At 36.5% G+C, this 24,669-nt stretch carries 23 protein-coding genes; 18 read left to right on the forward strand and 5 right to left on the reverse strand.

Going from position 1 to position 24,669, the window contains the following annotated elements:
• Positions 1 to 97 precede the first annotated feature (97 nt).
• From metG to rsmA, 4 genes are read left to right on the forward strand one after another with little or no spacing between them, the layout of a single operon-like run.
• Positions 98 to 2,044, forward strand: a complete 1,947-nt coding sequence (gene metG / locus AC1EJ5_RS05425) for a methionine--tRNA ligase (RefSeq protein ID WP_479815047.1) — start codon at positions 98 to 100, stop codon at positions 2,042 to 2,044.
• Positions 2,044 to 2,799, forward strand: coding sequence for a TatD family hydrolase (locus AC1EJ5_RS05430; RefSeq protein ID WP_308749051.1), 756 nt, complete (start codon positions 2,044 to 2,046; stop codon positions 2,797 to 2,799). The genes metG and AC1EJ5_RS05430 overlap by 1 nt, the downstream gene beginning before the upstream one ends.
• Positions 2,796 to 3,326: a ribonuclease M5 gene (rnmV, locus tag AC1EJ5_RS05435; RefSeq protein WP_308749052.1), complete on the forward strand. Its 531-nt coding sequence runs from the start codon at positions 2,796 to 2,798 to the stop codon at positions 3,324 to 3,326. The genes AC1EJ5_RS05430 and rnmV overlap by 4 nt, the downstream gene beginning before the upstream one ends.
• Positions 3,323 to 4,165, forward strand: a complete 843-nt coding sequence (gene rsmA / locus AC1EJ5_RS05440) for a 16S rRNA (adenine(1518)-N(6)/adenine(1519)-N(6))-dimethyltransferase RsmA (protein ID WP_308749053.1) — start codon at positions 3,323 to 3,325, stop codon at positions 4,163 to 4,165. Before rnmV ends, rsmA begins: the two co-directional genes overlap by 4 nt.
• Here the strand turns inward: rsmA and AC1EJ5_RS05445 are convergent.
• The gene (locus AC1EJ5_RS05445; protein ID WP_308749054.1) at positions 4,151 to 4,444 is read right to left on the reverse strand and encodes a hypothetical protein; all 294 of its coding nucleotides are present in this window, start codon (positions 4,442 to 4,444) and stop codon (positions 4,151 to 4,153) included. The two genes, rsmA and AC1EJ5_RS05445, sit on opposite strands and share 15 nt — an antisense overlap.
• A gap of 122 nt (positions 4,445 to 4,566) precedes the next feature.
• On the opposite strand from AC1EJ5_RS05445, the gene AC1EJ5_RS05450 reads away from it, so the two are divergent.
• A complete protein-coding gene (locus tag AC1EJ5_RS05450; RefSeq protein WP_308749055.1) occupies positions 4,567 to 4,794 on the forward strand; it encodes a glutaredoxin family protein in 228 nt (75 codons plus the stop codon).
• Between the two features lie 41 nt (positions 4,795 to 4,835).
• Here the strand turns inward: AC1EJ5_RS05450 and AC1EJ5_RS05455 are convergent, their stop codons facing one another.
• Positions 4,836 to 6,842, reverse strand: coding sequence for a DUF2971 domain-containing protein (locus AC1EJ5_RS05455; RefSeq protein WP_308749056.1), 2,007 nt, complete (start codon positions 6,840 to 6,842; stop codon positions 4,836 to 4,838).
• 74 nt (positions 6,843 to 6,916) lie between these two features.
• Positions 6,917 to 7,759 (reverse strand): hypothetical protein, encoded by an 843-nt coding sequence (locus AC1EJ5_RS05460; protein ID WP_479815051.1) that lies wholly within the window; start codon positions 7,757 to 7,759, stop codon positions 6,917 to 6,919.
• 141 nt (positions 7,760 to 7,900) lie between these two features.
• Here AC1EJ5_RS05460 and ilvA point away from each other — a divergent pair, with 141 nt between their 5' ends.
• The 7 genes from ilvA (at position 7,901) to AC1EJ5_RS05495 (ending at position 16,271) form a co-directional block, all read left to right on the forward strand.
• Positions 7,901 to 9,085 carry a threonine ammonia-lyase gene (gene ilvA / locus AC1EJ5_RS05465; protein ID WP_308749058.1) on the forward strand — a complete coding sequence of 395 codons (1,185 nt, stop codon included), beginning with the start codon at positions 7,901 to 7,903 and terminating at the stop codon, positions 9,083 to 9,085.
• Positions 9,085 to 10,512, forward strand: a complete 1,428-nt coding sequence (locus tag AC1EJ5_RS05470; RefSeq protein ID WP_479815053.1) for a UDP-N-acetylmuramoyl-L-alanyl-D-glutamate--2,6-diaminopimelate ligase — start codon at positions 9,085 to 9,087, stop codon at positions 10,510 to 10,512. The genes ilvA and AC1EJ5_RS05470 overlap by 1 nt, the downstream gene beginning before the upstream one ends.
• Entirely contained in the window at positions 10,509 to 11,732 is a 1,224-nt protein-coding gene (locus tag AC1EJ5_RS05475) for an aminoacetone oxidase family FAD-binding enzyme (RefSeq protein WP_479815055.1), read from the forward strand. Before AC1EJ5_RS05470 ends, AC1EJ5_RS05475 begins: the two co-directional genes overlap by 4 nt.
• A complete protein-coding gene (locus AC1EJ5_RS05480; protein WP_479815057.1) occupies positions 11,716 to 13,008 on the forward strand; it encodes an NAD(P)H-dependent oxidoreductase in 1,293 nt (430 codons plus the stop codon). The genes AC1EJ5_RS05475 and AC1EJ5_RS05480 overlap by 17 nt, the downstream gene beginning before the upstream one ends.
• A gap of 129 nt (positions 13,009 to 13,137) precedes the next feature.
• A complete protein-coding gene (locus AC1EJ5_RS05485; protein WP_348938184.1) occupies positions 13,138 to 14,076 on the forward strand; it encodes an ABC transporter ATP-binding protein in 939 nt (312 codons plus the stop codon).
• A gap of 1 nt (position 14,077) precedes the next feature.
• Positions 14,078 to 15,175, forward strand: coding sequence for an ABC transporter permease (locus AC1EJ5_RS05490; protein ID WP_479815059.1), 1,098 nt, complete (start codon positions 14,078 to 14,080; stop codon positions 15,173 to 15,175).
• Positions 15,162 to 16,271, forward strand: a complete 1,110-nt coding sequence (locus tag AC1EJ5_RS05495; protein ID WP_479815061.1) for an ABC transporter permease — start codon at positions 15,162 to 15,164, stop codon at positions 16,269 to 16,271. The genes AC1EJ5_RS05490 and AC1EJ5_RS05495 overlap by 14 nt, the downstream gene beginning before the upstream one ends.
• A gap of 35 nt (positions 16,272 to 16,306) precedes the next feature.
• On the opposite strand, the gene lepB is transcribed toward AC1EJ5_RS05495, so the two are convergent.
• Positions 16,307 to 16,846, reverse strand: a complete 540-nt coding sequence (lepB, locus tag AC1EJ5_RS05500) for a signal peptidase I (RefSeq protein ID WP_308749526.1) — start codon at positions 16,844 to 16,846, stop codon at positions 16,307 to 16,309.
• A gap of 197 nt (positions 16,847 to 17,043) precedes the next feature.
• Positions 17,044 to 18,225 (reverse strand): NAD(P)/FAD-dependent oxidoreductase, encoded by a 1,182-nt coding sequence (locus AC1EJ5_RS05505; protein ID WP_308749527.1) that lies wholly within the window; start codon positions 18,223 to 18,225, stop codon positions 17,044 to 17,046.
• A gap of 97 nt (positions 18,226 to 18,322) precedes the next feature.
• Between AC1EJ5_RS05505 and AC1EJ5_RS05510 the strand changes: the two genes are divergently transcribed.
• From AC1EJ5_RS05510 to glpK, 6 genes are all read left to right on the forward strand, one after another.
• Positions 18,323 to 18,823, forward strand: coding sequence for a GNAT family N-acetyltransferase (locus tag AC1EJ5_RS05510; RefSeq protein WP_308749528.1), 501 nt, complete (start codon positions 18,323 to 18,325; stop codon positions 18,821 to 18,823).
• Positions 18,820 to 21,381 carry an ATP-dependent DNA helicase gene (locus tag AC1EJ5_RS05515; protein ID WP_308749529.1) on the forward strand — a complete coding sequence of 854 codons (2,562 nt, stop codon included), beginning with the start codon at positions 18,820 to 18,822 and terminating at the stop codon, positions 21,379 to 21,381. Before AC1EJ5_RS05510 ends, AC1EJ5_RS05515 begins: the two co-directional genes overlap by 4 nt.
• A gap of 40 nt (positions 21,382 to 21,421) precedes the next feature.
• On the forward strand, positions 21,422 to 21,748 hold the full coding sequence (locus AC1EJ5_RS05520; protein WP_308749530.1) for a PadR family transcriptional regulator: 327 nt from the start codon (positions 21,422 to 21,424) through the stop codon (positions 21,746 to 21,748).
• A complete protein-coding gene (locus AC1EJ5_RS05525) occupies positions 21,745 to 22,440 on the forward strand; it encodes a 16S rRNA pseudouridine(516) synthase (protein WP_308749531.1) in 696 nt (231 codons plus the stop codon). The genes AC1EJ5_RS05520 and AC1EJ5_RS05525 overlap by 4 nt, the downstream gene beginning before the upstream one ends.
• A 125-nt stretch (positions 22,441 to 22,565) precedes the next feature.
• Entirely contained in the window at positions 22,566 to 23,138 is a 573-nt protein-coding gene (locus AC1EJ5_RS05530) for a glycerol-3-phosphate responsive antiterminator (RefSeq protein WP_311479492.1), read from the forward strand.
• 10 nt (positions 23,139 to 23,148) lie between these two features.
• On the forward strand, positions 23,149 to 24,654 hold the full coding sequence (gene glpK / locus AC1EJ5_RS05535; RefSeq protein ID WP_223419311.1) for a glycerol kinase GlpK: 1,506 nt from the start codon (positions 23,149 to 23,151) through the stop codon (positions 24,652 to 24,654).
• Positions 24,655 to 24,669 lie beyond the last annotated feature (15 nt).

The raw sequence follows: 24,669 nt of genomic DNA on the forward strand, positions 1-24,669 counted from the left end.
CAGCTTCTGCTGGGCCTTTTTGTTTTTCAAGTCAAATTTCGATTTTTAGGGCTTTTGAAGTATGATAAAAGGAGAATTATTTTTAGGAGATGACTAGATGACTAATAAGAAACCTTATTATATTACAACACCAATATATTATCCAAACTCCAATTTACATATAGGAAATACCTATACTTCTATAATTGCAGACGTTTTAAAAAGGTATAAGACTCTTTTAGGCTACGACGCCTACCTTGTAACAGGTACTGACGAGCACGGCCAAAAAATTATGGAATCTGCCCATGCCCACGGCAAGGAACCACAAGAATTTGTAGACAAAATTGCAGCTGAAACCATAAAACTATGGGAAAAGCTTGATATTAACTACGATACTTTTATAAGATCTACTGGTAAACAACACGAAAAAGATGTAGTAGATATTTTCAACAAACTTTACGACCAAGGCGATATTTATAAGGGAGAATACAAGGGATATTACTGCACACCTTGTGAAACTTTTTGGACTGAAAGCCAGTTAGAAGATGGCAAGTGCCCTGATTGTGGTAGGGACGTTAATTACCAAGAAGAGGAAACTTATTTCTTTAGATTATCAAAATATGCAGATAAACTCAAAGAATTATTCAAAGACCACCCAGAATTTCTTGAGCCTGCTTTTAGGCAAAAGGAAATGCTAAATAACTTTATAAACAAGGGACTTGAGGACCTTTCTGTAACCAGGACTTCCTTTGATTGGGGAGTTGACGTGCCATTTGATAATAAGCACGTAGTTTATGTTTGGATTGATGCTCTTTCTTGCTATCTATCTGCCATTGGTTACGGAGATGATAAGGAGAAATTTGAAAGATATTGGCCAGCCAGCGTTCATTTAATCGGCAAGGACATAGTGAGATTTCACACTATAATTTGGCCTGCACTTTTAATGGCCCTTGACCTTCCACTTCCAGAAAAAGTTTTTGCCCACGGTTGGATTTTGTTTGAAAACGACAAGATGAGCAAGTCCAAGGGTAATATTATGTATCCAGAGCCACTTGTAGAACTTTATGGCAATGACGCCCTTAAATATTTCATGCTTAGGGAATTTAACTTTGGATCTGACGGGGACTTTTCATCAAAGAAATTTATGGAAAGATATAACTCAGACCTTGTAAATGACCTCGGTAACCTTGTTTCAAGAACAACTTCAATGATTTCAAAATACAATGGTGGAGTAATCGAAAAAGGTACTGAAGAAGGCGAATTTGATGATGAATTAATCGCCCTTGCCAAGGAAACCTACACAAGATTTACAGAATTAATGGATTCTTTCAAATTCAACGAAGCATTAGAAACAATTTGGAAATTAATCCGTCGTGCCAATAAATATGTAGACGAAACTGAGCCATGGATTTTAGGTCGTGATGAGGAAAATCTACCAAGACTAAATAGGGTTTTATACAATCTTGCAGAGACTTTGAGGATTGTGGCCCAACTAATAGAGCCAACCATGAAGGATACTACAAAATTAATCCTAGAAAAACTTGGCACAGATAACAAGGGCTTTGAATCTGCTAAGGAATTTGGTCTTCTAGAAGAAGGTGCCAAAGTGTCTAAGGGCAAAAACCTCTTTGACAGGCTAGATGTAGAGGAAGAATTAGTAAAACTTCACGATAAAAACAACGCTCTTATCCAAGAAAGACTTGCTGACAAAAAAGAAGAAGAACCTGCAGAAGAAGCTAAGCCAGAAATAGCTTACGAAGATTTCACCAAACTTGACCTAGTGGTAGGAAAAATTATCGAAGCAAATGACCATCCAAATGCTGATAAGCTCCTAGTTTTCAAGGTGGACATCGGATCTGAAATAAGAACAATTGTATCAGGCATCAAGAAATGGTACAAGGCAGAAGATTTAATCGGTAAAAATGTAATCGTGGTTAAAAACCTAGCTCCAAGAAAGATGCGCGGCATCGAATCCCAAGGCATGCTCCTTGCGGCAGATTTTGGTGAAGATTTGACCATGCTTTCAACACTCGCCGACATCAAGCCAGGAAGCAAGGTTTCTTAATGAATTTAATTGATTCACACGCCCATTTAACAAGCGAAGAATTTAACGAAGACAGGCTCTTTATAATAAGAGACCTGTCTAATTTCTCTATAGAAGCTGTGGTAAATCCAGGGACAAACCTTGAAAATTCAAGGGAGAATGTAAGGCTTGCCAAGGAATTTAAAAACTTCTATGCCCAGGTAGGAATTCATCCTTCAGATGTGGAAGAAATGGGAGAAGAAGACCTATCAGAGATTGAAAAACTCGCAAAAGATGCAGTAGCAATCGGGGAAATTGGCCTTGATTATTATTGGACAACAGAGACCAAGGACTTACAGAGAAAAGTTTTTATTGCCCAGCTTGATATGGCAAGGAAGCTCGGAAAGCCAGTTGTAATCCACAATAGGGAAGCGACAGAAGATATTATGGAGATTTTATCAAATTATAAGGATTTAAAGGTACAAATCCACTGTTTTTCAACCGATGAAGAGACTCTTAAAACCTTTATGGATTGGGGATTTTATATTTCAATAGGCGGTGTTGTGACCTATGGCAATGGTCTAAATGAAAAGGCTGCCGCAGCCCTTGTTCCAATTGAAAGATTAATGCTTGAAACTGACAGTCCTTACCTTACCCCAGATCCTTATAGGGGAATGAGAAATGACCCTCGAAAGATTATCGAAGTTGCAAGAAAAATTGCGGAAATTAGGGGAATGAAGTTGTCGAAAGTTGCCAAGTGGACAAGTAAAAATGCCAGGGAGTTTTTTGGCCTATGATAAAAGAGACAATTGTAGTTGAAGGAAAAGACGATATAGCCAATGTCAAAAGGGCAGTAGACTGCGAAATGATTGCGACAAATGGGCTCGGTTTTGGCGGGGATTTGATAGATAGGCTCATAGAGATTAATGATAGGTGCGGGATAATTATCCTAACTGATCCTGACTACGCAGGAAAAAGAATCAGGGCTAGACTTGCAAGACACATTCCAACTGCAAAGCACGCCTACATTGACAGGAAAAAAGCTATCAAAAAGGGCGATTTGGGCGTTGAAAATGCAGAGCCTGAGGTAATTATAGATGCCCTAAAAAGAGCCAAGGCAGAAGAAACCATTCGCAGGGATGAATTTACTATGGTAGATCTTGTGAAAAATGGTCTATCTATTGGCGAAGGCTCTCGAGAAAAAAGAGCCAAACTTGGCGAATTGTTAGGGATTGGCTATTATAATTCCAAGGGACTTTTGGCAAAGCTTAATTCCTTTGGGGTAAGTCGAGAAGAATTTGAAAGGGCGGTAGAAAGTTTATGAGAAAATTATATTCACCAAAGGTTGTAAAGGACATAATCGACCTCTATGGCTTTAGGTTTTCCAAATCTTTGGGCCAAAACTTTTTGATTGACAAAAATTTCGTCGATAAAATTGTAGATGGGGCTGACATTGCTGGCAAAAACGTAATTGAAGTTGGTCCTGGAATTGGGACAATCTCCTACGAAATGGCTAAAACTTGCAAAAAGCTCGTCTTAATTGAAATTGACGATAGCCTAATTCCAATACTTGAAGAAAATATGTCTGACTTTGACAATGTAGAAATCATCCACCAAGACATTTTAAAAACTGATTTAAAAGAAATCCAAGATAAGTATTTTGGCGGAGAAGCCTTTGAGTTTGTTTCAAACCTTCCATATTACATCACAACACCAATTATAGAAAAAATCTTTGAAGAAGACCTTGATTGCCACTCTATGACTATCATGGTCCAAAAGGAAGTGGCAGACAGGATGCTTGCCACAGAAAAAGACAAGGATTATTCATCCCTGTCTGTCTTTGTAAAATATTATTCTGAGGCCAGGCTTTTAACCAAGGTACCAAAATCAGTTTTCATGCCTCAGCCAAAGATAGATTCGGCTGTCTTAAGGCTTGATTTGAGGATTTATGACGAGAAAGTGAACAAGGAAAAACTCTTCGCCCTAGTAAAGGCAGGTTTCCTAAAAAGACGCAAAACTATTTTAAATTCTTTATCAGCTGTGGCTGAAAAAGAAGATTTGAAAAAAGTTTTTGAAAAATTGACCATCAAGGAAAACTTGAGGGCAGAAAATCTTTCCCTAGATGATTATATAAAAATTGCAAATGAATTAGAAAATTGTTAGGCTAGAAGGGTTGTAGAGCACTTGATCTATGACTTCTTCTAGGCTTTTTTCTTTGATTTTTATTTTATCTAGAGATTCGAGCAGGATCTTCCTGTCATCAAATTCAGCAAGGAAAGTATTGGTAAATTCACCTTTTTGATTGGTAGAAAAAAACCAGGCAGATTCGTGATCATCATCTCCAAAATTATTTATAGAACAATTTATGTCATCAAAGATAAATTCAATTTCGTGACCGATTATAAGTAGGTCCTTTAGTTTTTTGTAGGTAAAATTTTCCATATTTTTCTCCAAAAGTTTTATTATTTTTATTTAGGGTATATTTATTATCTAGAATTATTATATATTATTTTCAAAAAAATGGGTATATATAAGTTAGATGAAAAATAGAAAGAGGGATATAAATGCACGATATTACAATTTATACATCAAACACTTGCGTATTTTGCAAGGCAGCTAAACAATATTTTAAGGAAAATAACATCGAATTTACAGAAAGAAACATCGATGAAGACAAGGAAGCTGTAAATTACCTTATCGAAAAGGGTTACAGGGGAGTGCCTGTAATCAATATCGACGGCGAAGACGTTGTTGGTTTTGATAAGGAAGTTATCGAAGCAAAACTTAAATAAAAAAATCAGACCTGGATAACCAGGTCTTTTCTTTTGCGATTTTATCTGTATTTGATGTTGGAATTTACAGTTTCTATGTCTTTACCTAGGCAATATTTGATATAAGGAACTAGATAGTCCTTGTCGATTGCCTTTGGACCAAAGATTAGTCTTTGGTATCTTAATTCGTAGTCTGTAAGGTAGGTTCCCAAAAATGGAAGAGGGAAGTTTGGATTGTGGAATTTTATTTCCTTGAAATGGCAACGGGAATCGTCCTCATCAAGGTCAAGGACAATCCTGTATTCACCCTCATAGGCGTAAGCATCTTTTTTGAAATAATAGGAAATCTTATCAAGTTTTAAGAAAATTTCGTTGTTAAAGGTCCTTAAAAGTTGGCTTTTGTTGGCAGGATTTTCTTTATAAATTTCTACAATTTTTCCTATGTAGGCCTCATAGTCTACTTTTAATTTCTTTAATAGACCGTTGATTTCATCGGACTTTTCGTTGTAATTAATGGCTTTATCTCCGATGTAAAACACTTTAACAAGCCTTACCATATCGTCATTTATGATTGACTTTATAAATTCTTTGGAAAACTCAAGGAAAACTCCCTTGGTGTCATCGGCATACTGCTTCCACATTGGAAGAGAATCTGCCATTGCCGATGCGGAAAGGAGGTAGATTTTGTTGTTGCCGTAGTTATTTAGGTTTATAAAATCCTCGTTGCCGTCGTTTAGATATTCAAAAAGCGCCTTACCCTCCATTGGGTCATTTAGCATCCTAGCATTTGTAAGCCTTAGCTTGTTTCTATAGATTTGGTCGACCTCCTCGATATCAGCGTCAATTAGGTAACCAAGACTATCAAGGGAAGTGTAGTGGCCAATTGATAGCTTGTTTTCGGCGTTTTTGAGGTTTTCATAGTCGGAAGGTTTGACTGTCAAAAGGTCAATAAGTTCCTCTATGTCATAGGAAATGGCTTCTTCGTAGGCTCTGAGATTGTCTTCTTTTTGAGGCAAAATTTTATAAAAATTATTTAGTTTTTCAAAAATATTTAGGCTATCCCTAAATTCATATTCCAGAGGTGATAAGTATTCCTTATAAAAATCCTTGCTCTTCGCTTGGCCTTCAAAGTCGAGATTTCCAAGGACTTCAAGGGCCTGATTTATAAATTCATAGATGATATTTATCTCAGAATCTTTTTTTAATTTCTTATTTATCGACGCAAAAATTTCAAAAATCTCCTTAGTTTTTCCAAAATCATTTAGGACATTGGCAATTTTAAGGAAGGAAAGGTTGAAACCATCGAATTCCCTTAGGAGGGAGTCCTTGATTATTGTGTGGTAGCCCAGGTTTTTGCCTGTGAAATAGTCACTTTTCTTTAAAATTAAATCATTTAGGTCAGTTAAAATCTCTCTGGCCTTTTTCTTTCCTAAAAAATTTACCATATTTAAGTAATAGGAAGGGTTTGAAAAGACTGTGATATAGGAAGATAGGTCTTTTATCTGGCTATTTGGTAGGGAAATGAGGCCTTCTTTTTCATTAAAATCTTCTTTTAATAAGTCATAGGCCCTATATTTAAGGTCAGAAATTTCCCTAGAATCTGTAAAACTTAGGTCTTCCTTGTATAATTTTATGTCACCTAGTTTGATTTTCTCTTTTTGATTTGATCCAGAAAGATAGGATACGTGGAATTTGGTATTGAACTTGTAGTCTATGTCCTCGCTCATTTTTAAAAACAAAGACTCTTTGTAGCAAGCAATAAGGTCCTTGAGGGCAGACTTGTTTTCATAAAAATTGAAGGATGTTCCTTCCTTTAGGATTTTATCCTTGATTATAAGAGGAGATTTGCCGATAAAACCTGTAAATTCATTGATTTTAAAGATTAAAATCCCATCAAGGTCTTTAAAAAAATTTGCTTTTAAGGCTGGTTTTTGGAGGATTTTTCTTAAAAAAATTTCGTCATAGGAATAAACTTTGGCAAATACCACTTCCTTGTTTATTTTATTTTCTTTTACATACGCTGGATCGTCCTTTAAAAGGTCGATTAGGATTTTTTCTAAATTTTCCATCTTTGCTCCATTCTTGATATTACTATACTAACAAAAAATATTTTTCATAAAAAAAGCCCGCAAGGCTTGCGGGTCTAGTAAATATCGATTGATTGGACGGTGCCATTAAGGGTGTTTAATTTGATTGTATAACCGTCGGTAGTTTTTAGATAGTAGGCCTTGATTGTGGCTGATTCGTTTTCAGGGTCTTCTGTCAGAGCCTCCCCGAAATTCTTTTTTATGTCATAAACTGAATCTTCAAGCTTAATTCCCATGGTCTCAAAGTCCCTATTGTTATTTATGACTGAGGCTGTAAGCTCTTTAATTACTGTATTTTCAATTTTTTCTTTGTCAGTATCAAGGTCGTAAAAGGCTTCCAAAAGGTAAAATTCCCTATAAACTTCGTTGTTAATCCCGTCTGTAAACCAGGTTGGCTTAGGGTCAAATGAGTCTCCGACTCTTGAAATTGTAGCAACAAGCTTGCCGTCCTTTTCATCAAGGGAATAGGTGAAACCATTTTTCTTGAAATCAGCAAGGCTAAGAGGGAATTTATAAAGTTCTCCCTCGATAATAAAGGAAGAATCTCTCTTAAATTTGGTTGAATTGCCCTTTTTTGGAGCTGTGGTCACATAGGTATTTTGGGCAGGTTCTAAGGCCTTTTCTGTGGCAATCAAAATTGGATAGGTGAAGGCCATAATAAGGTTTAGCATGGCGAGCAGGAGGATTTTATCTCCAAAGTGCTTATTTACCCCATCTATAAGGGCGATGATGGCGCCGATTGTCCCAAGGGCCCCACAAAGCATGGATGCAAGCATTAAGGGCCTATCAAAACCAAATATATTAATATAAGAATACCTAAAGATAAAAGAAATTATTAGGACCAATAAACCGATGATTAGGGTTGCTTGGTAGATTTTTTTCTTGTCTATAAATTTCATATTTTTTCCTCGTTTTTTCGAAATCTTCACAATATTCTACACTTTTCTTAAAAAAATTACAATTCCGTGTTATAATTAAAATAGATAAGTGGGTTTACGAAAACCAGCTTAAATTTGTACTTAATTTAAAAAGGGGGACATATGTTCGATTTTAAACAAGCGAAGGCAAGAGTTGACGAGGTAATCAACCCTACACATCTAATTTATTCCGAGGTTTTTTCTGATTCATCAAATAACAACGTGTACATAAAGCCAGAAAATCTTCAAAAAACAGGATCTTTCAAGCTAAGAGGAGCCTACAACAAATTATCTAAATTAGACAAAGAAGCTGATGATAAGGGAATTATTACAGCATCTGCCGGCAACCACGCCCAAGGTGTGGCATTTTCTGCCCAAAAACTTGGCATGAAAGCTGTAATTTGTATGCCAGAGCATACTCCAATGATCAAAGTCGACGGCACTTTGAAATACGGAGCAGAAGTTGTTCTCTATGGGGCAAGCTTTGATGAATGCAAGGAACACGCCTTAAAACTTGCCGAAGAAAAAGGTTATACCTTCATCCCTCCTTTTGATGACCTAGACGTTATTGAAGGACAGGGCACAATCGGTCTTGAAATTGTTGAAGAGCTTAAGTATGTCGATTATGTTTTGGTTCCAGTTGGCGGCGGCGGACTTATTTCAGGTGTGGCCAAGTGTCTAAAACAAATTTCGCCACTAATCAAGGTAATTGGTGTTGAGCCTTATTCTGCAAGGAGCATGAAAGAAGCCATCAAACAAGGCCATATAGTGACTCTTGAGGGAGTTGATACAATCGCAGACGGTACGGCAGTTGCAACTGTTGGTAAGGCAAATTATGAGATTTGTAAGGATAATGTGGACGATTGGATTACAGTTACTGACGAAGAAATCCTCATGGCCTTTATCAAATTGATTGAAAAACACAAGCTAATTGCAGAACCGTCAGGTATTCTTCCACTAGCAGCCCTTGATAAACTTAATTTCTTTAATAAAAATGTTGTCTGCCTAGTTTCTGGCGGTAATATCGATATGTCTTTCATTTCCCAATTAATCAACAGGGGTCTATATGAAACAGGACGTATCGCAAGAATTGAAGTTGAGCTTCCAAATATACCAGGTAAGCTTCAAGGACTTCTAACAGAAATTGCCCAAACCAAGGCAAATGTCATTTCTATCGAGCACGACGGCTTTAAAGAAGCAAGCAGGTTTAAGAATATAAACGTAGTTCTAACCCTTGAAACTAACGGTATGGACCACGTTAAAAAAATCAGAGAAGTAATAGGCAAGAAGGGATATATCATACATTGATGAAACTAAGCGACTTAGTTAGGAAAATAAAATATTTAGAAATAAAACACGGAGCAGATTTTGAAATAAGGGAAGTTACCAATAATTCCCAAAAAGTGGGAGAAAACTACATCTTTGTAGCGGTTAAGGGTTCGATTTTTGATGGCCACAAATATATTAACGAAGCAATCGAAAAGGGTGCCAAGGCTATTGTCCACAAAGATGATGTGGAATATAGGGAAGGTATTACTTATTTGAAAGTGGTTGATCCAAGGGAAACTTTGGCTCAAATTTCAAACCTAATAACAGACTTCCCATCAGAAAAACTAAATGTTATCGGGGTTACAGGCACAAATGGGAAAACAACCACATCAAAATTAATAGCCTATCTGATTGAAAAAATCTTTGGCCCTTGCGCAAATATTGGCACAGATGGGGCAAATGTAGGTGGAGAAATAATTGAAACTTCAAACACAACTCCAGACATCACTGAAATTAATAAGGTTTTAGAAAAGTGTCTTGAAAAGGGAATTAATTATGTGACCCTCGAGGCATCTAGCCACGGCCTAGTCCAAAAAAGACTCTCTGGTCTTCGCTTTAAAGTAGGAATTTTTAACAACCTTTCAACCGAACATCTCGATTACCACAAGACTATGGATGAGTATTTCAAGGCTAAGATGATTCTTTTTGAAAATTCTGAAATTACAATAGCAAATATCGACGATCCTTGGGGCGAAAAAGCTGTAAAACTCTACGAAAACACCCTCACCTTTGGAAAGTCTGAAAGGGCCAACATCAGAGCGACAGATGTGACAAAGACAAGTGAGGGAATTTCCTTTAAGGTTGACGGCGTTGACTTTTTTATAAGGACAATAGCAGACTTTGAACTTAATAATTATCTGGCAGCCATTTCCACACTTAAGATTTTGGGAGCAAGTTTGACAGAACTAAGCGAGGTAATAACAGACTTTCCAGGTGTTGGTTCAAGATTTGAATATATAGAAAATGACAAGGACCTAAATATAATTGTAGACTTTGCTCACACTCCAAGGGCCTTTGAGGAAATTTTTAAAACCCTACCAGAAGACAAGAAAAAAATTGCAGTTTTTGGTATCCAAGGCGATAGGAATGCTGAATTTAGAAACCTAATCGGAAAGACTGTTTCTGATTACGGGATTTACGCCATTGTCACTACAGATGACCCAAAATTTGATACTTACGAAAATATATCAAAGGATATAGTAGCTGGCATGGCAGAAAATTACGGTGCCTATACACTTATAAAGGACAGGAAAGATGCCATAGAAGCAGCCCTAAGAATGGCAAAACCAGGCGATTACGTCCTCTTTATGGGCAAGGGTGAGGAGAATTTCATAAAACTACATGGCAATGAAAAAACTCCTTGGAATGAAAAAGCGACCATCAGAGAGATTTTAGGAAAACTATGAAAACCGTATTGATAGGCGGAGGCGTGGCAGGCTTGTTTTTTGCCAACCTCTATGACGGCGACCTCATAGTTCTCGAAAAAAATGACCAGACAGGTAGGAAACTACTTGCTACAGGTAATGGCAGGTGTAATTTCACCAACTTAAATTTAGCACTAGATAATTTTCATTCTTCTGGAGGAGATTTTTATAAAAACGCCCTAGAAAAATACGACAACCAGGATTTGATAAATTTCTTAAATAACCTTGGAATTTTGACAACTTCCCTTCCTTCAGGTAGGTGTTATCCTCAGACTTTAAGTGCCAAGACAATCAGGGATATTTTGTATTTGAATGCCAGGGGAAAATTTCTTTTCGAAAACCAGGTAAAAGACATTGACTTTAAAAACCATTTAGTAATTACGGATAAGGCTAAGATTTACTTTGATAAGCTTGTCATAGGGGCAGGTGGGATTACTCTTCCTGGATCAGGGTCAGATGGTAAAATTTTTGAAATCCTTAGGCCTTACCACAAGGTCACAAGGCTTACCTACGGGATTACAAATTATAAAACAGCAAACCCCTTATCAAAAAAAGCCAAGGGGGTGAGGGTATCCGCTAAGACCAGCCTTTTTGTCAATGGCAAATTTATTAAAGAATCCACAGACGACGTGATTTTTCAATCTTATGGCCTTACAGGCACAGCAATCCTTGACCTTTCAAACGAGATTTCCTATGGACTTGCGGATGGGAAAGATATTTGGGTTTGCCTTGATCTTTTGGTTGATTATAGCGAAGAAAAGCTAGGTGAAATCATAAAAAACATAGGAGAAAAAAATCCTAATAAGACCATCGAAGAAGCTTTAATGGGTTTTTTGAACACAAAACTTATCATTGACGTCCTAAATAGGGTAAAATTAAAGGGTAAGATGAAGGTTAGCGGTATGGCTGATGGAGAAATTAAAAAACTTATCAGGACTATCAAGGATTTGAGATTTAAAATCACTGCTATAAATGACGAGGAAAATGCCCAGGTTACCATAGGCGGTATTGATACTGACTTTGTAGATAAAGAAACTTTTGAATCCAAAATCATACCAAATCTTTACTTTATAGGCGAAGTCCTAGATGTGGACGGCGCTTGTGGAGGCTATAATATCCAGTGGGCCTACTCGTCAGCCAAGGCGTGTGCGATGGGCCTTTTAGGAAATGATAGAGAGGAAAATAATGTTAAAGATAAATAGAAAGTTAAGAGAAATGAGAGATAATGGCGAAAGCATCAAGCTCGCAATTATAGGTTGCGGCAAGATGGGTGGATCTTTAATCAGCCAATTATCCAAACTTGACGCCATGGAAGTCAAATTAGTTGTAGATAGGAATCCAAGAAAGGCCATCAATGCTTTGGTTAAGGCTGGAATTTCTGAAGATAAGATTATCTATACAGATGATTATAACGAAGGCTACGAAGTCCTTGAAAAAGGCTATGTGGCTGTATCTACAAACTACAGACTTTCATACAAATTATTACAAATAAATGCAGTTGTGGATTGTACAGGCAATCCTCCTTTTGGGGCGGTTATAGCTCGTAAAACTATCCAATACCACAAACACATGATTAGCTTTAATGTTGAGTGCGAAGCAACAGTTGGACCAGTTCTTCATGATATGGCCAAAAAAGCAGGCGTGGTCTACACAGGAATCTTAGGAGATGAGCCAGGTGCAATTATGGAACTTGTGGACAATGCTTATGGCATGGGTCTTGAAGTTCTTGTAGCTGCCAAGGGTAAAAATAATCCACTAAATAATTACGCCACAGCAGAGCTTTTGGAAGAAGAAGCAAAATCCAAAAAATTATCACCAAGAATGCTAACAAGCTTCGTCGATGGGACAAATACCATGATCGAGCTAAACTCAGTGTGTAACGCTCTTGGATTTTTGCCAGATACTTTTGGTTGCCACGGCATAAAAACAAGTCCTGACATGGCTGTAGAAGACTTTAAGCTAAAAAAAGATGGGGGAATTTTAAACTCATATGGGGTTGTGGATTTTTCTCCAGGCATGGCACCAGGTGTCTTTATAATCGTAACCAGCGACCAAGAAGATGTAAGAGATTTGATGAAGTTTTTAGGATTTGGAGATGGTCCAAATTATTTACTCTACAGGCCATACCATCTAACAAGTCTTGAAGCTCCAATTACTATCTACAATGCTGTTGTTGAAAATGAGCCAACCATAGCTCCAATTCACGGCCAGGTGGCAGATACTGTTGCAATAGCAAAAAGAGATATTAAAAAGGGTGAAAAACTTGATGGAATCGGATCTGACAAGGTCTTTGGTAAACTAACCAGTCATGATAGGTCCATAGAGGAAGACCTACTTCCAATAGGCCTAATAACACCAAAAACTGAAGCAATCGTTGATATACCAAAAGACACTGTAATAGACATGTCCATGGTAAAAATCGACGAAAAGGCGACAATCACAAGACTAAGAAGAAGACAAAATTCTATGAAGCTATAAAATATTTTAATCCACAGGTGAAAAGCTTGTGGATTTTTTTAACATAAATTTTACAATAGATTTACTTATAATGAAAGAAAATTTATTATGATTAATATAGACAAGTAGGTAATAAAATTTGGAGGTCTTATGGAGAATTTGATTGAAGTTAGGGGTCTTGTCAAAAAATATAAGGACCTAACAGCCCTTGATGGTCTTGATTTAGACGTCAAAAAAGGTCGTATTTTAGGGCTTTTGGGTCCAAATGGATCGGGAAAATCGACAACAATTAACTGCATGCTTAGTCTTTTAAAGAAAGACTCTGGCAGTGTGAAAATATATGGTAAGGAAATGAGTCCAGATGCCTATGATATAAAGAAAAAAATCGGGGTAGTTTTCCAAGACGTAGGCGTCTATGACGAACTAAATGTCTATGAAAATATCGATTATTTTTGTGGTCTTTACATAAGGGATAAGAAGGAAAGAGAAGAGCTAATTCAAAGGACTTTGGACCTAGTTGGCCTAAATGACTTTGTAAAATTTAAGCCCAAAAAACTTTCAGGAGGTCTTTTAAGAAGGCTAAATATTGCCTGTGGCATTGCCCACAGACCTGATATAATCATCCTCGATGAGCCGACTGTGGCTGTTGATCCCCAATCTAGGAATAACATTTTGGAGGGAATCAAAAAGCTAAACGAGGAGGGTTCTACAATTATTTATACATCCCACTACATGGATGAGGTTGATTTTCTTTGCGATGACATAGTTATAATTGATAAGGGGAAAGTTATTGCAAATGGCACTTCAAATGAGTTAAAGGATATGATTGATGTTAGCGAAAAAATTTCCTTTGTGGCGGATGATTTGACTGATGATGTAAAAGAAAAACTTAGAAATATGGGCCATATAATAGATTTTGCCTATAAGGATGGGACTTGCAAGATGACTTTTTCTAAAAGTGAAGAAAATCTTTTAAGCCTTGTTAGAATCTTAAGCGATAATAAAGTTTCTTATAGGTCTATTAATGTTGAAAAACCAAGTCTAAATGATGTTTTCTTAGACCTTACTGGCAAGGATTTGAGGGACTAGTATGTTTTGGCATTCTTTTAAAAATACTTTTAGATTTCTTTTAAGGGAAAAGGCCATGGTCTTTTGGGCCTTGGTTTTTCCGATGATTCTGGGAATGTTTTTCAAACTTGCTTTTGGAGGCATAAGTGACAATAACAAATTTGACCCTATAGAAATTGGAGTGAGCACATCCGCATTTGAAGATCAAAATTTTAAAAATTTCCTAGAAACTATGGAAGATGAGGATTATTTTAGGATTACAAAGGCAAAAGATAAAGGGATTTTAGATACAAATCCTGATGTCAGGGCCTATATAGAGGCTAAGGATAAAATTATTACCAAAAAATCTGGAATCCAGGAAACTATTGTAGAGACAATCCTAAATGACTATGTCCAAAAATCTGAGATGATAAAAAGGGCAATGGAAAAGAATCCTCAGACTGATATTTCAAAGCTAATAAATATCGAAAACCACATCAAAGATGAGTCTAGGAAAAATATGGACCCTATAAATGCCTTTTTTTACACTTTGATAGGTATGACTACCATTTACGGCTACATGTGGGGCCTTTACGTAATCTACCAATACGAGGCAAATTTGTCTGTAAATGCCAAGAGAAATGCAGTAGCACCTATAAAAAAATCGGTAAGCTTATCAGCATCTGTCCTCGTTTCTTGGCTTATAAATTTCATAATCACCCTAGTTTTTATTTTCTACCTTGATAGAGCTCTTGGAGTTGATTTCGGGGATAGAAAGCCGCTTTTGATACTTCTAAGTCTGATTTCATCTCTAACAGGAGTTGCCTTTGGGATTTTTATAGGAGTTTCAAACAAGAAAAATATTGAATTTAAGATAAATCTTGGAATTGCAATTACCATGTTAATGAGTTTTCTATCGGGAATGATGATTTCAAGTATGAAAGTCATTATTCAAGAGAATTTCCCAATCCTAGGCAAAATCAATCCTGTGGCTGTGGTCACAGATGCGATTTATTCTTTGTATTATTACGATTCTACATCTAGGTTTTATGAAAATCTTGGTCTTTTAGTGCTTATAAGTGCTGTATTCTTGGCTGGATCTATGTTTTTTATGAGGGGTAAGGAATATGAGAGTCTTTAAAAATTATTTTAAAATAGCCATGGCCCATAAGGTCTCTATTATTCTATACACTTTAATTTTTCTTGCCATTCTTAGCTTTTCAACCAAGTCTGATAAGAATGATTTTTACACAGATGTAAGGCCTAATATTTATTTGAAAGATGAGGCAAAGACTGATTTATCAGAGGGACTTTATGATTATCTGGATAAGAAAGCTGTGATTAAGAAAATGGATGAGTCACTTGTTGAAGATAAGCTTTTTTATCAGATAATAAGCGCAAGTCTTGTTATTCCAAAAGATTTTGACCAAACAAGGAAGGTGAATTTTAAACAGGCACCTGATGATATGTACGGTATGGCTGTTAAAGAGCATGTAAACCAATACCTAAGCCAGGTTGATGCCTATGAGCAAGCTGGTTTTGATACGAATGAAGCCATCAAATATACAAATAAAGATTTGGCAAAACAGGTAGATGTTAAAATAAAAAGCAAAGTCGATATTGCTGGGGCAGATGATTCGGTCTTTTATTTTAATTTCATAAATTACCTTATCCTTGCCCAGGTCCTTTTGATTGTATCAACAATAGTTAGTGTTTATAAAAAGAAAAGCTTAGCCATGAGAAATGGAGTAAGTCCAATGCCAAAGGCAAGGATGAATATGGAATTGATTTTAGGCCACATAAGCACAGGCCTTATAGTGTGGGCCCTTTATATTTTGCTATTTGTTATTCTCTACAAATACGATTTTTCTGCCGCCCACATAAATTTAATGATGGCAAATTCCTTGATTTTCACAATCAGTGTTGTGACCATGGCAGTTTTCATTTCGAGCCTAATATCAAATGAAAACACCATTTCAGGTGTCATGCAAGTTGTATCCTTGGGATCATCATTTTTGTGCGGTGCCTTTGTACCTCAAGCCCTACTTTCAAAAACCGCTTTGACACTAGGAAAAATTTTCCCATCCTATTACTATATTAAAAATAATGAGATGGTTTTAGAAAACCCAAGCCTTAGTACAATCCTGCCAAACATAGGAATAATGCTAGCCTTTTCTTTAGTATTTATACTTATAAGCATGGGTATGAAAACAAAAGTAAACGACAAAATTTCATAAAAATAGCCCTCGCTTGAGCGAGGGTTTTTGAATTTTTAATTTAATTTTTTGATTTTATCAAAAGGCCAGATTCTAATAAGAGCCCTGCCTAGGAAATTTGTTTGGTGAACTGGGCCGAATTTTCTTGAGTCGTTTGATTTTGGCCTGTTATCGCCCACCATGAAGTACTCATCGTAGCCTAGGAACCACTGATTTTCACCCTTACTTTCAGTAAAATCTCCTGTTGTGTAATATGGTTCGTCAAGTTCATCACCATTTATATAAAACTTTCCATCCTTAAGGTCGACTTGGTTTCCTGGCATGCCGATTATTCTTTTTACATAAAGTTTATTTTCTGTTGGGCTATGGAAGATTATCACATCCCCACGTTTATATTTGTGGGTAATATTTCTTGAGATTTTTTCAACCACAACTAAATCGTCGGTAAAGAGGGTATTTTCCATAGAATGTCCCGAAATGCGGGTCAGGTCTATTATGAAAAACTTGATGAAAAATGTAATCAAAAGGGCAATGGCAATGGTCTTTACCCAGTCTAAGATTTCTTTAAATATTTTTTTGATTTTTGATTCTGTCATATTTTTTAATTAACACTTACATAAGCAAGTAAGAATGTTAAATTTCCTCCAATTTATCACTAATAAAATAACTAATTAAAGTAATTATAGCATATAAATAAGCTTTTTACAAAAATATATATTTATAAATTTGATTCGCAAGATCTTAGTTAATTTTAGATAAAAAAGCCAGCACCATTTGGTACTGACTTTTGTTTTTATAGGTCAAAAATTTCGCTGCCTAGTTTGGTTTCTTTTGGATCTACTCCTTCAAAGACGATTTTCTTCACATCCATTTGGTATTTTATGTCGCCCCAGAGGATGCCGCCTACAAATTTATCGCCGTTTTTAAAGAGTTTGTAGATTTTCTCTCCGTCTTCTTTTTTGACTTCTTCTATACCATCACCAGCATTTTGGCCTGCTGAAAATAGCTTGATGTCGCCAAGCATGAGGGTGGAGAATGGTTTTGGTTGTTCATATAATTTATTATCGCCAGTCATGTTGCTACCAGCGATTTTACCCATTTCCATAGATGCTGTCCAAAGACCTATTGAGAAGTTTCCAATTTGGGCAACGTCTCCTGCAGCGTAGATGTCCTCATTTTCTACTTGTAGGTTTTCTCCAACAAGGATTCCCCTGTCTGTAGGAATATTTGAATTTGTAGCTATTTCTATATTTGCCCTAACACCTGCTTGGATCATGATAGCGTCAGCTACGAGTTCTGTGCCGTCGGTTAGTTTTAGGCCACAAACCTTGCCGTCTTTTACTAGGATTTCTTCGCTGAATTTGCCTGTGAGGGTCTTCATACCCATTTCATTTAGGGCCTTTTCTAATTTTTGTGAAAGGCCCTTGTCAAGTTGTCTTGCAAGAAGGTAGTCAAAGGCTTCAACGATTGTGATTTCAATGCCTAGGTGGGAAATAGAGTTGGCTGCTTCAAGGCCTAGGATACCGCCACCTATGATTATTAGCTTTTTCTTGTCGTTAAGGTATTCTTTAAAATGTTTTAAATCGTCTGAGCTTCTAATGGCAAAAACACCTTCTGCATCAGCGTTTTTGATAGGTGGTACAAAAGCATGAGATCCTGTAGCTATCAAAAGCTTGCCGTATTCGTATTCTGCACCGTCTTTTCCTATGGCTTTTTTATTTTCTTTGTCGATTTTTTCTATGTGGGTGTCAAGTTTGACTTCTATATTTTTTTCCTGATACCAGTTTTCTTTCTTTACAAGAATTTCCTCGTCTGTATAATCTTTTTCAATCAATTCTGAAAGTCTGGTTCTCCAATAAGTAAGGCCGTGTTCGTCTGAAACTATTAAGATTGAACCTTTTGGGTCATTTTTCCTTATTTCTTCAGCCGCGGAAAGACCGCTAATTCCGTTACCAATAATTAAATAATCGTACATATATTATCCTTTCTGTCTATTACTTAACAATATTATATCACTTTGAATAGTCCTTAACAATCCTTAAGACCCTTCTTTAATAGAGTATAATGGATATATGAGGAAAGCAGAAATTAAAGATTTAAATAAAATAGTAAATATTATAGTAAATGCGAAAAAATCTTTAAAGGATGAGGGGATTGACCAATGGCAGATTGATTCTATGAATGAAGATTTTTTAGCAAGGCAGATTGCAACTGGCAAATCTTTTGTCTATGAAGAGTTTGGTGTGATTTGTGCCTATGCCTTTTTATCCGATGAGAAGGAGGAAGCCTATAAGCCTTGGGAGGATGACTTTGAAGGCAAAAAACCTCTTACTATTCACACCTTTGCGGTTGACCTAGATATGACCAAGAGAGGAATTGCTACAAAATTTTTTATAGATATTATAATCCATGCTGAGAAAAATTCTTTCGATGCCTTAAGGATTGATACCCATGAGGATAATTTCAAGATGCGTGGCCTAATTAATAAGCTCGGTTTTAGAAAGATTGGGCAAATTTTTATTGACGAAGAAGGGACAAAAAAGCCTAGAATTTGCTATGAGAGATTCTTATGATAAATGAAAGCCAAAGGATAATTATTGAAAAAGCCCAGACGCCTGCCGCTGTTATTGCAGGGCCTGGGACAGGAAAGACTTACACAATCGTAAAAAAAGTAATTTCCATAATCAAAAACCAGGGTCTTAGCCCGAACAGGATTTTGATTACAACCTTCACAAAAAAAGCCGCAAGCGAGCTTCAAACAAGGATTATTTCTGAATTTAATAGGGAAGGGATCAAGACTGAACTTAAGGACATGATGATTGGCAATTTCCACTCTCTTGCCCTTGATTTTCTTGAAAAATATCCATCTCTTGATAGGCCTTTTTTGGATGCCAAGGTTATAGACCAGGTTGTAGAAGGCTATTTGATAGAAAAAAACCTAGATCTTTATAAAAATATAGAAGATTACGAAAAATACATAACCTACAACCATGCCTGGGAAATTAAGGGAATTTACGAAGAAATCACCAACAAACTTATGGATGTGGAAGAGCTTTTGAAGTCAGAAAATCCTAGGGAAGTTTTTGCTGGTAAAATTTTTCTAACCCACGAAAAGCTCCTCAGAGAAAAAAATCTGATTAATTTCCAGATGATATTGAGGGATTTTTACCTGCTTTTAAAAGATCCTGTTAGGGGAGAGGAAATTAGAAATGGAATTGATTTTGTAATCGTCGACGAATACCAGGATACAAACTATATCCAGCAAGAAATTGCCTTTTCTTTGGTAAAAGATAAGGAAATTATGGTTTTTGGTGATGACGACCAGTCCCTTTATTCTTTTAGGGGGGCAGATCCTAGAAATCTCACAGATTTTTCAGAAAAGTTTTTTAAGGCCAAGGGCCGCAAGGCCTTTACCTACAAACTCGATATAAATTATAGGTCCAACCAAGCTATAATTGATAAGTCCCTAAAATGGCTTGATAACAAAGATTATGGCCAAAACAACAAAAAAACTTTGAGGTCTAATGACAAGGAAGCAAATCCAAATACAATTGTAAGGGCTAGGGCAAATGAGCTTAAAAACCTTGCAACAATAATTAGGATTTTAAAGCAGGACATAAATCTTGGCCAGATTGCATTTTTATTTCCTTCCTTAAACCACGCCTATGTTTCAAAACTCCAGTCTTATTTCGAAAAAGCTGGGATTAGGGTTTTGAATAAAAAATCTTCCCAGTTTTTTAAGAGGGATGAAATCAGGGGTTTTATCTACCTAATCTTGAAAATTGGTGGGATTAAAACCACCTATGAAGATCCTTCCACAATTTATGGTGGCTTTGCAAAAAATAAGGCCAAGTACAAAAACTACTTGCATTATTTAGGAAAAGATGAGGCCTTAAAAGCAGATGGGGAAATTCAAAATTTCATAGAGGCTGAAAAAGAAATTAATCTTTCGATTACAGACCTCTTTTACAAGGCTATGGGTCTTGAATATTTTAGGAAATTTTTAATCATGGACGAAGAGGACCTAGACGGAGCAAGAATTTTGGGAAATATTTCCACAATGATTAATCTTGCCAAGGACTTTGATGAAATTTTTAAGGCGCCAAATCCCAAGGCCCACTACCAAGAATTTATATCTTCATATTTGGAATATCTTTTTGTGTCAAGGTCCATAGAGGAATATGCAAATATAGATAGCCACAAGGATGCAGTGAATTTCATGACTATCCACCAGGCTAAGGGACTTGAGTTTGAAGTTGTCTTTATATCGGGTCTTTACGATTCGGCAAAGCCTTCCAAACCTGGATTTTTAGCAGACTTTGACCCTGGTGACTATTCTTATGTTAAAGATTTTTACAGAAAATATTACACTGGCTTTACCAGGGCCAAAAATCTTTTGGTTCTTTTGGATAATAGCGAAGACTATAGGTTAAGCAAGTTTTCTGAATCCTTTCCAAGGTCATCAGCCATCAAGAGCCTTGATTTTGAAAGGACTGAGGAGAAAAAGGAAAAACCGATTTTAGCCTATACCACAGACATAGAAGTCTTTAGGACTTGCTCTTTAAAATATAGGTTTGTGAGGAAATTATCTTTCAAATCCCCTTCAACAAGAGCCTTATCTTTCGGTACCAACACCCATAAGCTTGCAGAATATTACAGCCTAATGCCAAATGACAGGGAAAATCTTATGAAATTCCTTGAAAAAAATCCTCAATACAAAAACTCTCTTGAAAATTTCATCAAAAGAGACTTTGAAATAACTGGTGTTGAGACAAACTACAAACTCGATAGAAATTTTTACATCCTCCAAGGTAAGGTCGATTTAAGTCTCTCTGACGGGTCGATTGTGGATATAAAAACTGGATCATACAATGAGGACTTAATCCAAGCCTACAAGGGCCAGCTTATGACCTACAGGTGGCTGATTTTAGGCAACCATCATCATCTAAACAATATGTATTTATATTTTATCGAGGAAGACAGGCTTATAGAAATTGAACCTACAGATTTTGACATAAATGAAATTGACAAGGTCGCTAGGATGATTGATAGGAATATCGGTTACAGGAGAACAGACGACATCGAATCTTGTAAATATTGCCAGATGAAGTATTTTTGCAAGAGAAATTGAAAGATAGCTACTATGTAATACAATATAGATAGGAGGCCTTATGATAGATACACAGATGTTAAAGGGGCTTATCGACGGAATAATCCTCCACATAATCAAAAACAAGGAAACCTATGGCTATGAAATCATTGAAGAACTCAAGCTAAAGGGTTTTTACAATATGACAGAAGGCACAGTTTATCCAATACTCACCAGACTCATCAAAAAAGGCTTGATAATAGGTACTTTCAAGGAATCAAAAAAGGGGCCAATGAGAAAATATTACTATATAACAGAATCGGGTAGACGATATTTGGATGATTTTTACAAGTCCTATGACAGTTTGAAGGCTGCGATGGATAGGGTTTTAGAAAAGGGAAATAAATGAGAGTAGATAAGATGATTGGAAATACTGGTCTAGACACCAGGAAGAATATAAAAAGAAATGCCAAAAAAGGGGCACTTGTGATAAATGGAGAGGTTGTCAAGGATTCTTCAGTTCAGGTAGATCCTATGGTTGACGAAGTTTTTTATATGGGCCATTTTGTGGAATATATAGAAAATCTTTACTTGATTTTAAATAAACCAGCTGGAGTCTTATCCGCAACCCAAGATACAGAAAAAACAGTAATCGATTTGCTAGATGACTTTTATCTTAACTATGATCTATCAATTGCAGGAAGGCTTGATAAGGACACAAGGGGCTTAATTATCCTTTCAACAGACGGGAAATTTATCCACAAGATAACAAGTCCAAATTCAAATATCACCAAAATTTATGAGGTCCAAACCCGAGACCCAATAGAAAAAAACTTGGTAGAAGAATTTAAAAAGGGAGTCTATATAAAGGAAGACGATTACACAGCAAGACCAGCTGAACTAATCATTACCGGAGAAAAGGAAGCTATAGTTAAGGTCACTGAAGGAAAATATCACCTAGTTAAAAGACTTTTTGCTAATCTTGGAAACCAGGTCATCGGCTTAAAGAGAACGGCTATCGGAGATTTAGTCTTAGATCCATATTTAAATGAAGGTGACTATAGGGAATTGACCCAAGCTGAGCTAGATTTATTTAAATAAATAAAATATTTTTATGAAAACACTTGCAAAAAAAGTAAAAGTGTGATATTATAATGATACATGATAATAATGAGAGAAACGAGCTTGATTAATTTTAGGCTCGTTTTATGCGTTTAGGGAGAGATATGCTAGATATTAGAGAAGTCTTATATGAAAATCCAGTAATTATGGCCATCAAAGATGGCAAAGACTTAAGGGAATGTTTGAAGGAAGAATATTCAGACAACAAGGTCGTCTTTATTCTTTATGGTAATATCGAAACGATTCCAACAATTGTCAAAAAATTAAAAGACAAGGATAAGATAGTTTTTGTTCATGAAAACCTAGTTGAAGGATTGTCATCATCTCACTTTTCGCCTAGTTTTATCAAAAAATACACAGACGCTGACGGAATCATTACACTTAGGGCACAAAATGCCTACGAAGCCAGAAAAATAGGACTTTGCACAGTCTTTAGGTTCTTCCTTCTAGACAGCCTATCCTATGAGAGTGTCAAGGATACAATAAAAACAACATCCTCTGACCTTTTAGAGGTTTTGCCTGGTATTATGCCTAAGATGATTGGTGAAATCAGCAAGAGATATCCTACACCCCTTGTAGCTGGGGGACTTATAAGGGATAAGTCTGATGTAGTTGACGCCTTAAATGCAGGTGCCATTGCGGTCTCAAGTTCTAATTATGCAGTATGGAAAATGTAAAGGAGTAGATATGAGTAAGTACATTATGGCGTTAGATGCCGGAACAACAAGTAACAGAGCGATAATTTTCAATAAAAAAGGCGAAATTATGTCAGTTGCTCAGAAAGAATTTACACAATTTTTCCCACATCCAGGTTGGGTAGAACATGACGCAACAGAAATCTGGTCAACTCAAATAGGTGTATGTACAGAAGCTATGGCAAAACTTGGCGTAACAGCTGAAGACATCGAGGCTATTGGTATTACAAACCAAAGAGAAACTACTATAGTTTGGGAAAAGGATACCGGTAAACCTGTTTACAATGCAATCGTTTGGCAATGTAGAAGAACTGCTGATATGGCTGACAAACTCGTTGCAGACGGTTATAGGGGCATGGTTCAAGAAAAAACTGGTCTTGTTTTAGACCCATACTTCTCTGCTACAAAGATTAGATGGATCCTTGACCACATAGAAAACGGCCAAGAAAGAGCTGAAAATGGCGAACTTCTCTTTGGTACAGTTGATACATGGTTAGTTTATAACCTAACTCGTGGTAAAGTTCACGTTACAGACTATTCAAACGCATCAAGAACAATGATTTTCAACATCCATACCCTTGAATGGGATGATGAACTTCTTAAAATGTTAAATATTCCAAAATGCATGCTTCCAGAAGTTAAACCTTCTTCTTATGTATATGGAACAACCTTCCCAGGCTACTTTGATGGCGAAATCAAAATAGCTGGTATAGCAGGTGACCAACAAGCTGCTTTATTTGGTCAAACATGTTTTGAAAAGGGAGATGCTAAAAATACTTATGGTACAGGTGCCTTCCTACTTATGAACACAGGCGAAGAAGCTGTTAAATCTGAAAACGGCCTTGTTACAACAATAGCTTGGGGTCTTGAAGAAGGAAAAGTAGACTATGCTCTTGAAGGTTCTATCTTTGTTGCAGGTTCTGCTATCCAATGGTTAAGAGACCAATTAAGAATTGTTGACGCTGCTGATGATACAGAATACATGGCAACAAAAGTTAACGATACAAATGGTTGCTACGTAGTTCCAGCCTTCACAGGTCTTGGTGCTCCATATTGGGACCCATATGCAAGAGGAGCTATCGTTGGCTTAACACGTGGTACAAATAAATATCACATCGTTAGGGCAACCCTTGAATCACTTGCATATCTAACAAACGACGTATTAGCTTCAATGGAAAGAGACGCTGGTCACCCACTTCACGAACTAAAGGTAGACGGTGGTGCAAGTGCAAACAACTTCCTAATGCAATTCCAAGCTGATATGATCCAAACTAAGGTAGAAAGACCAAAGACATTAGAAACAACAGCTCTAGGCGCTTCATACCTTGCAGGTCTTGCAACAGGATATTACAAAGATAAAGACGAAATCAGAGAATACAGATTAGTAGACCAAGCCTTTGAACCAACTATCTCTAAAGAAGAAAGAGATAAGAAAGATAGAAACTGGCAAAGAGCTATTGCTAGATCTTTCGACTGGGCAAAACACTACGAAGAATGATAATTGATTGAAATT

The sequence above is a fragment of the Anaerococcus sp. C0059F3 genome (genome assembly GCF_056590475.1).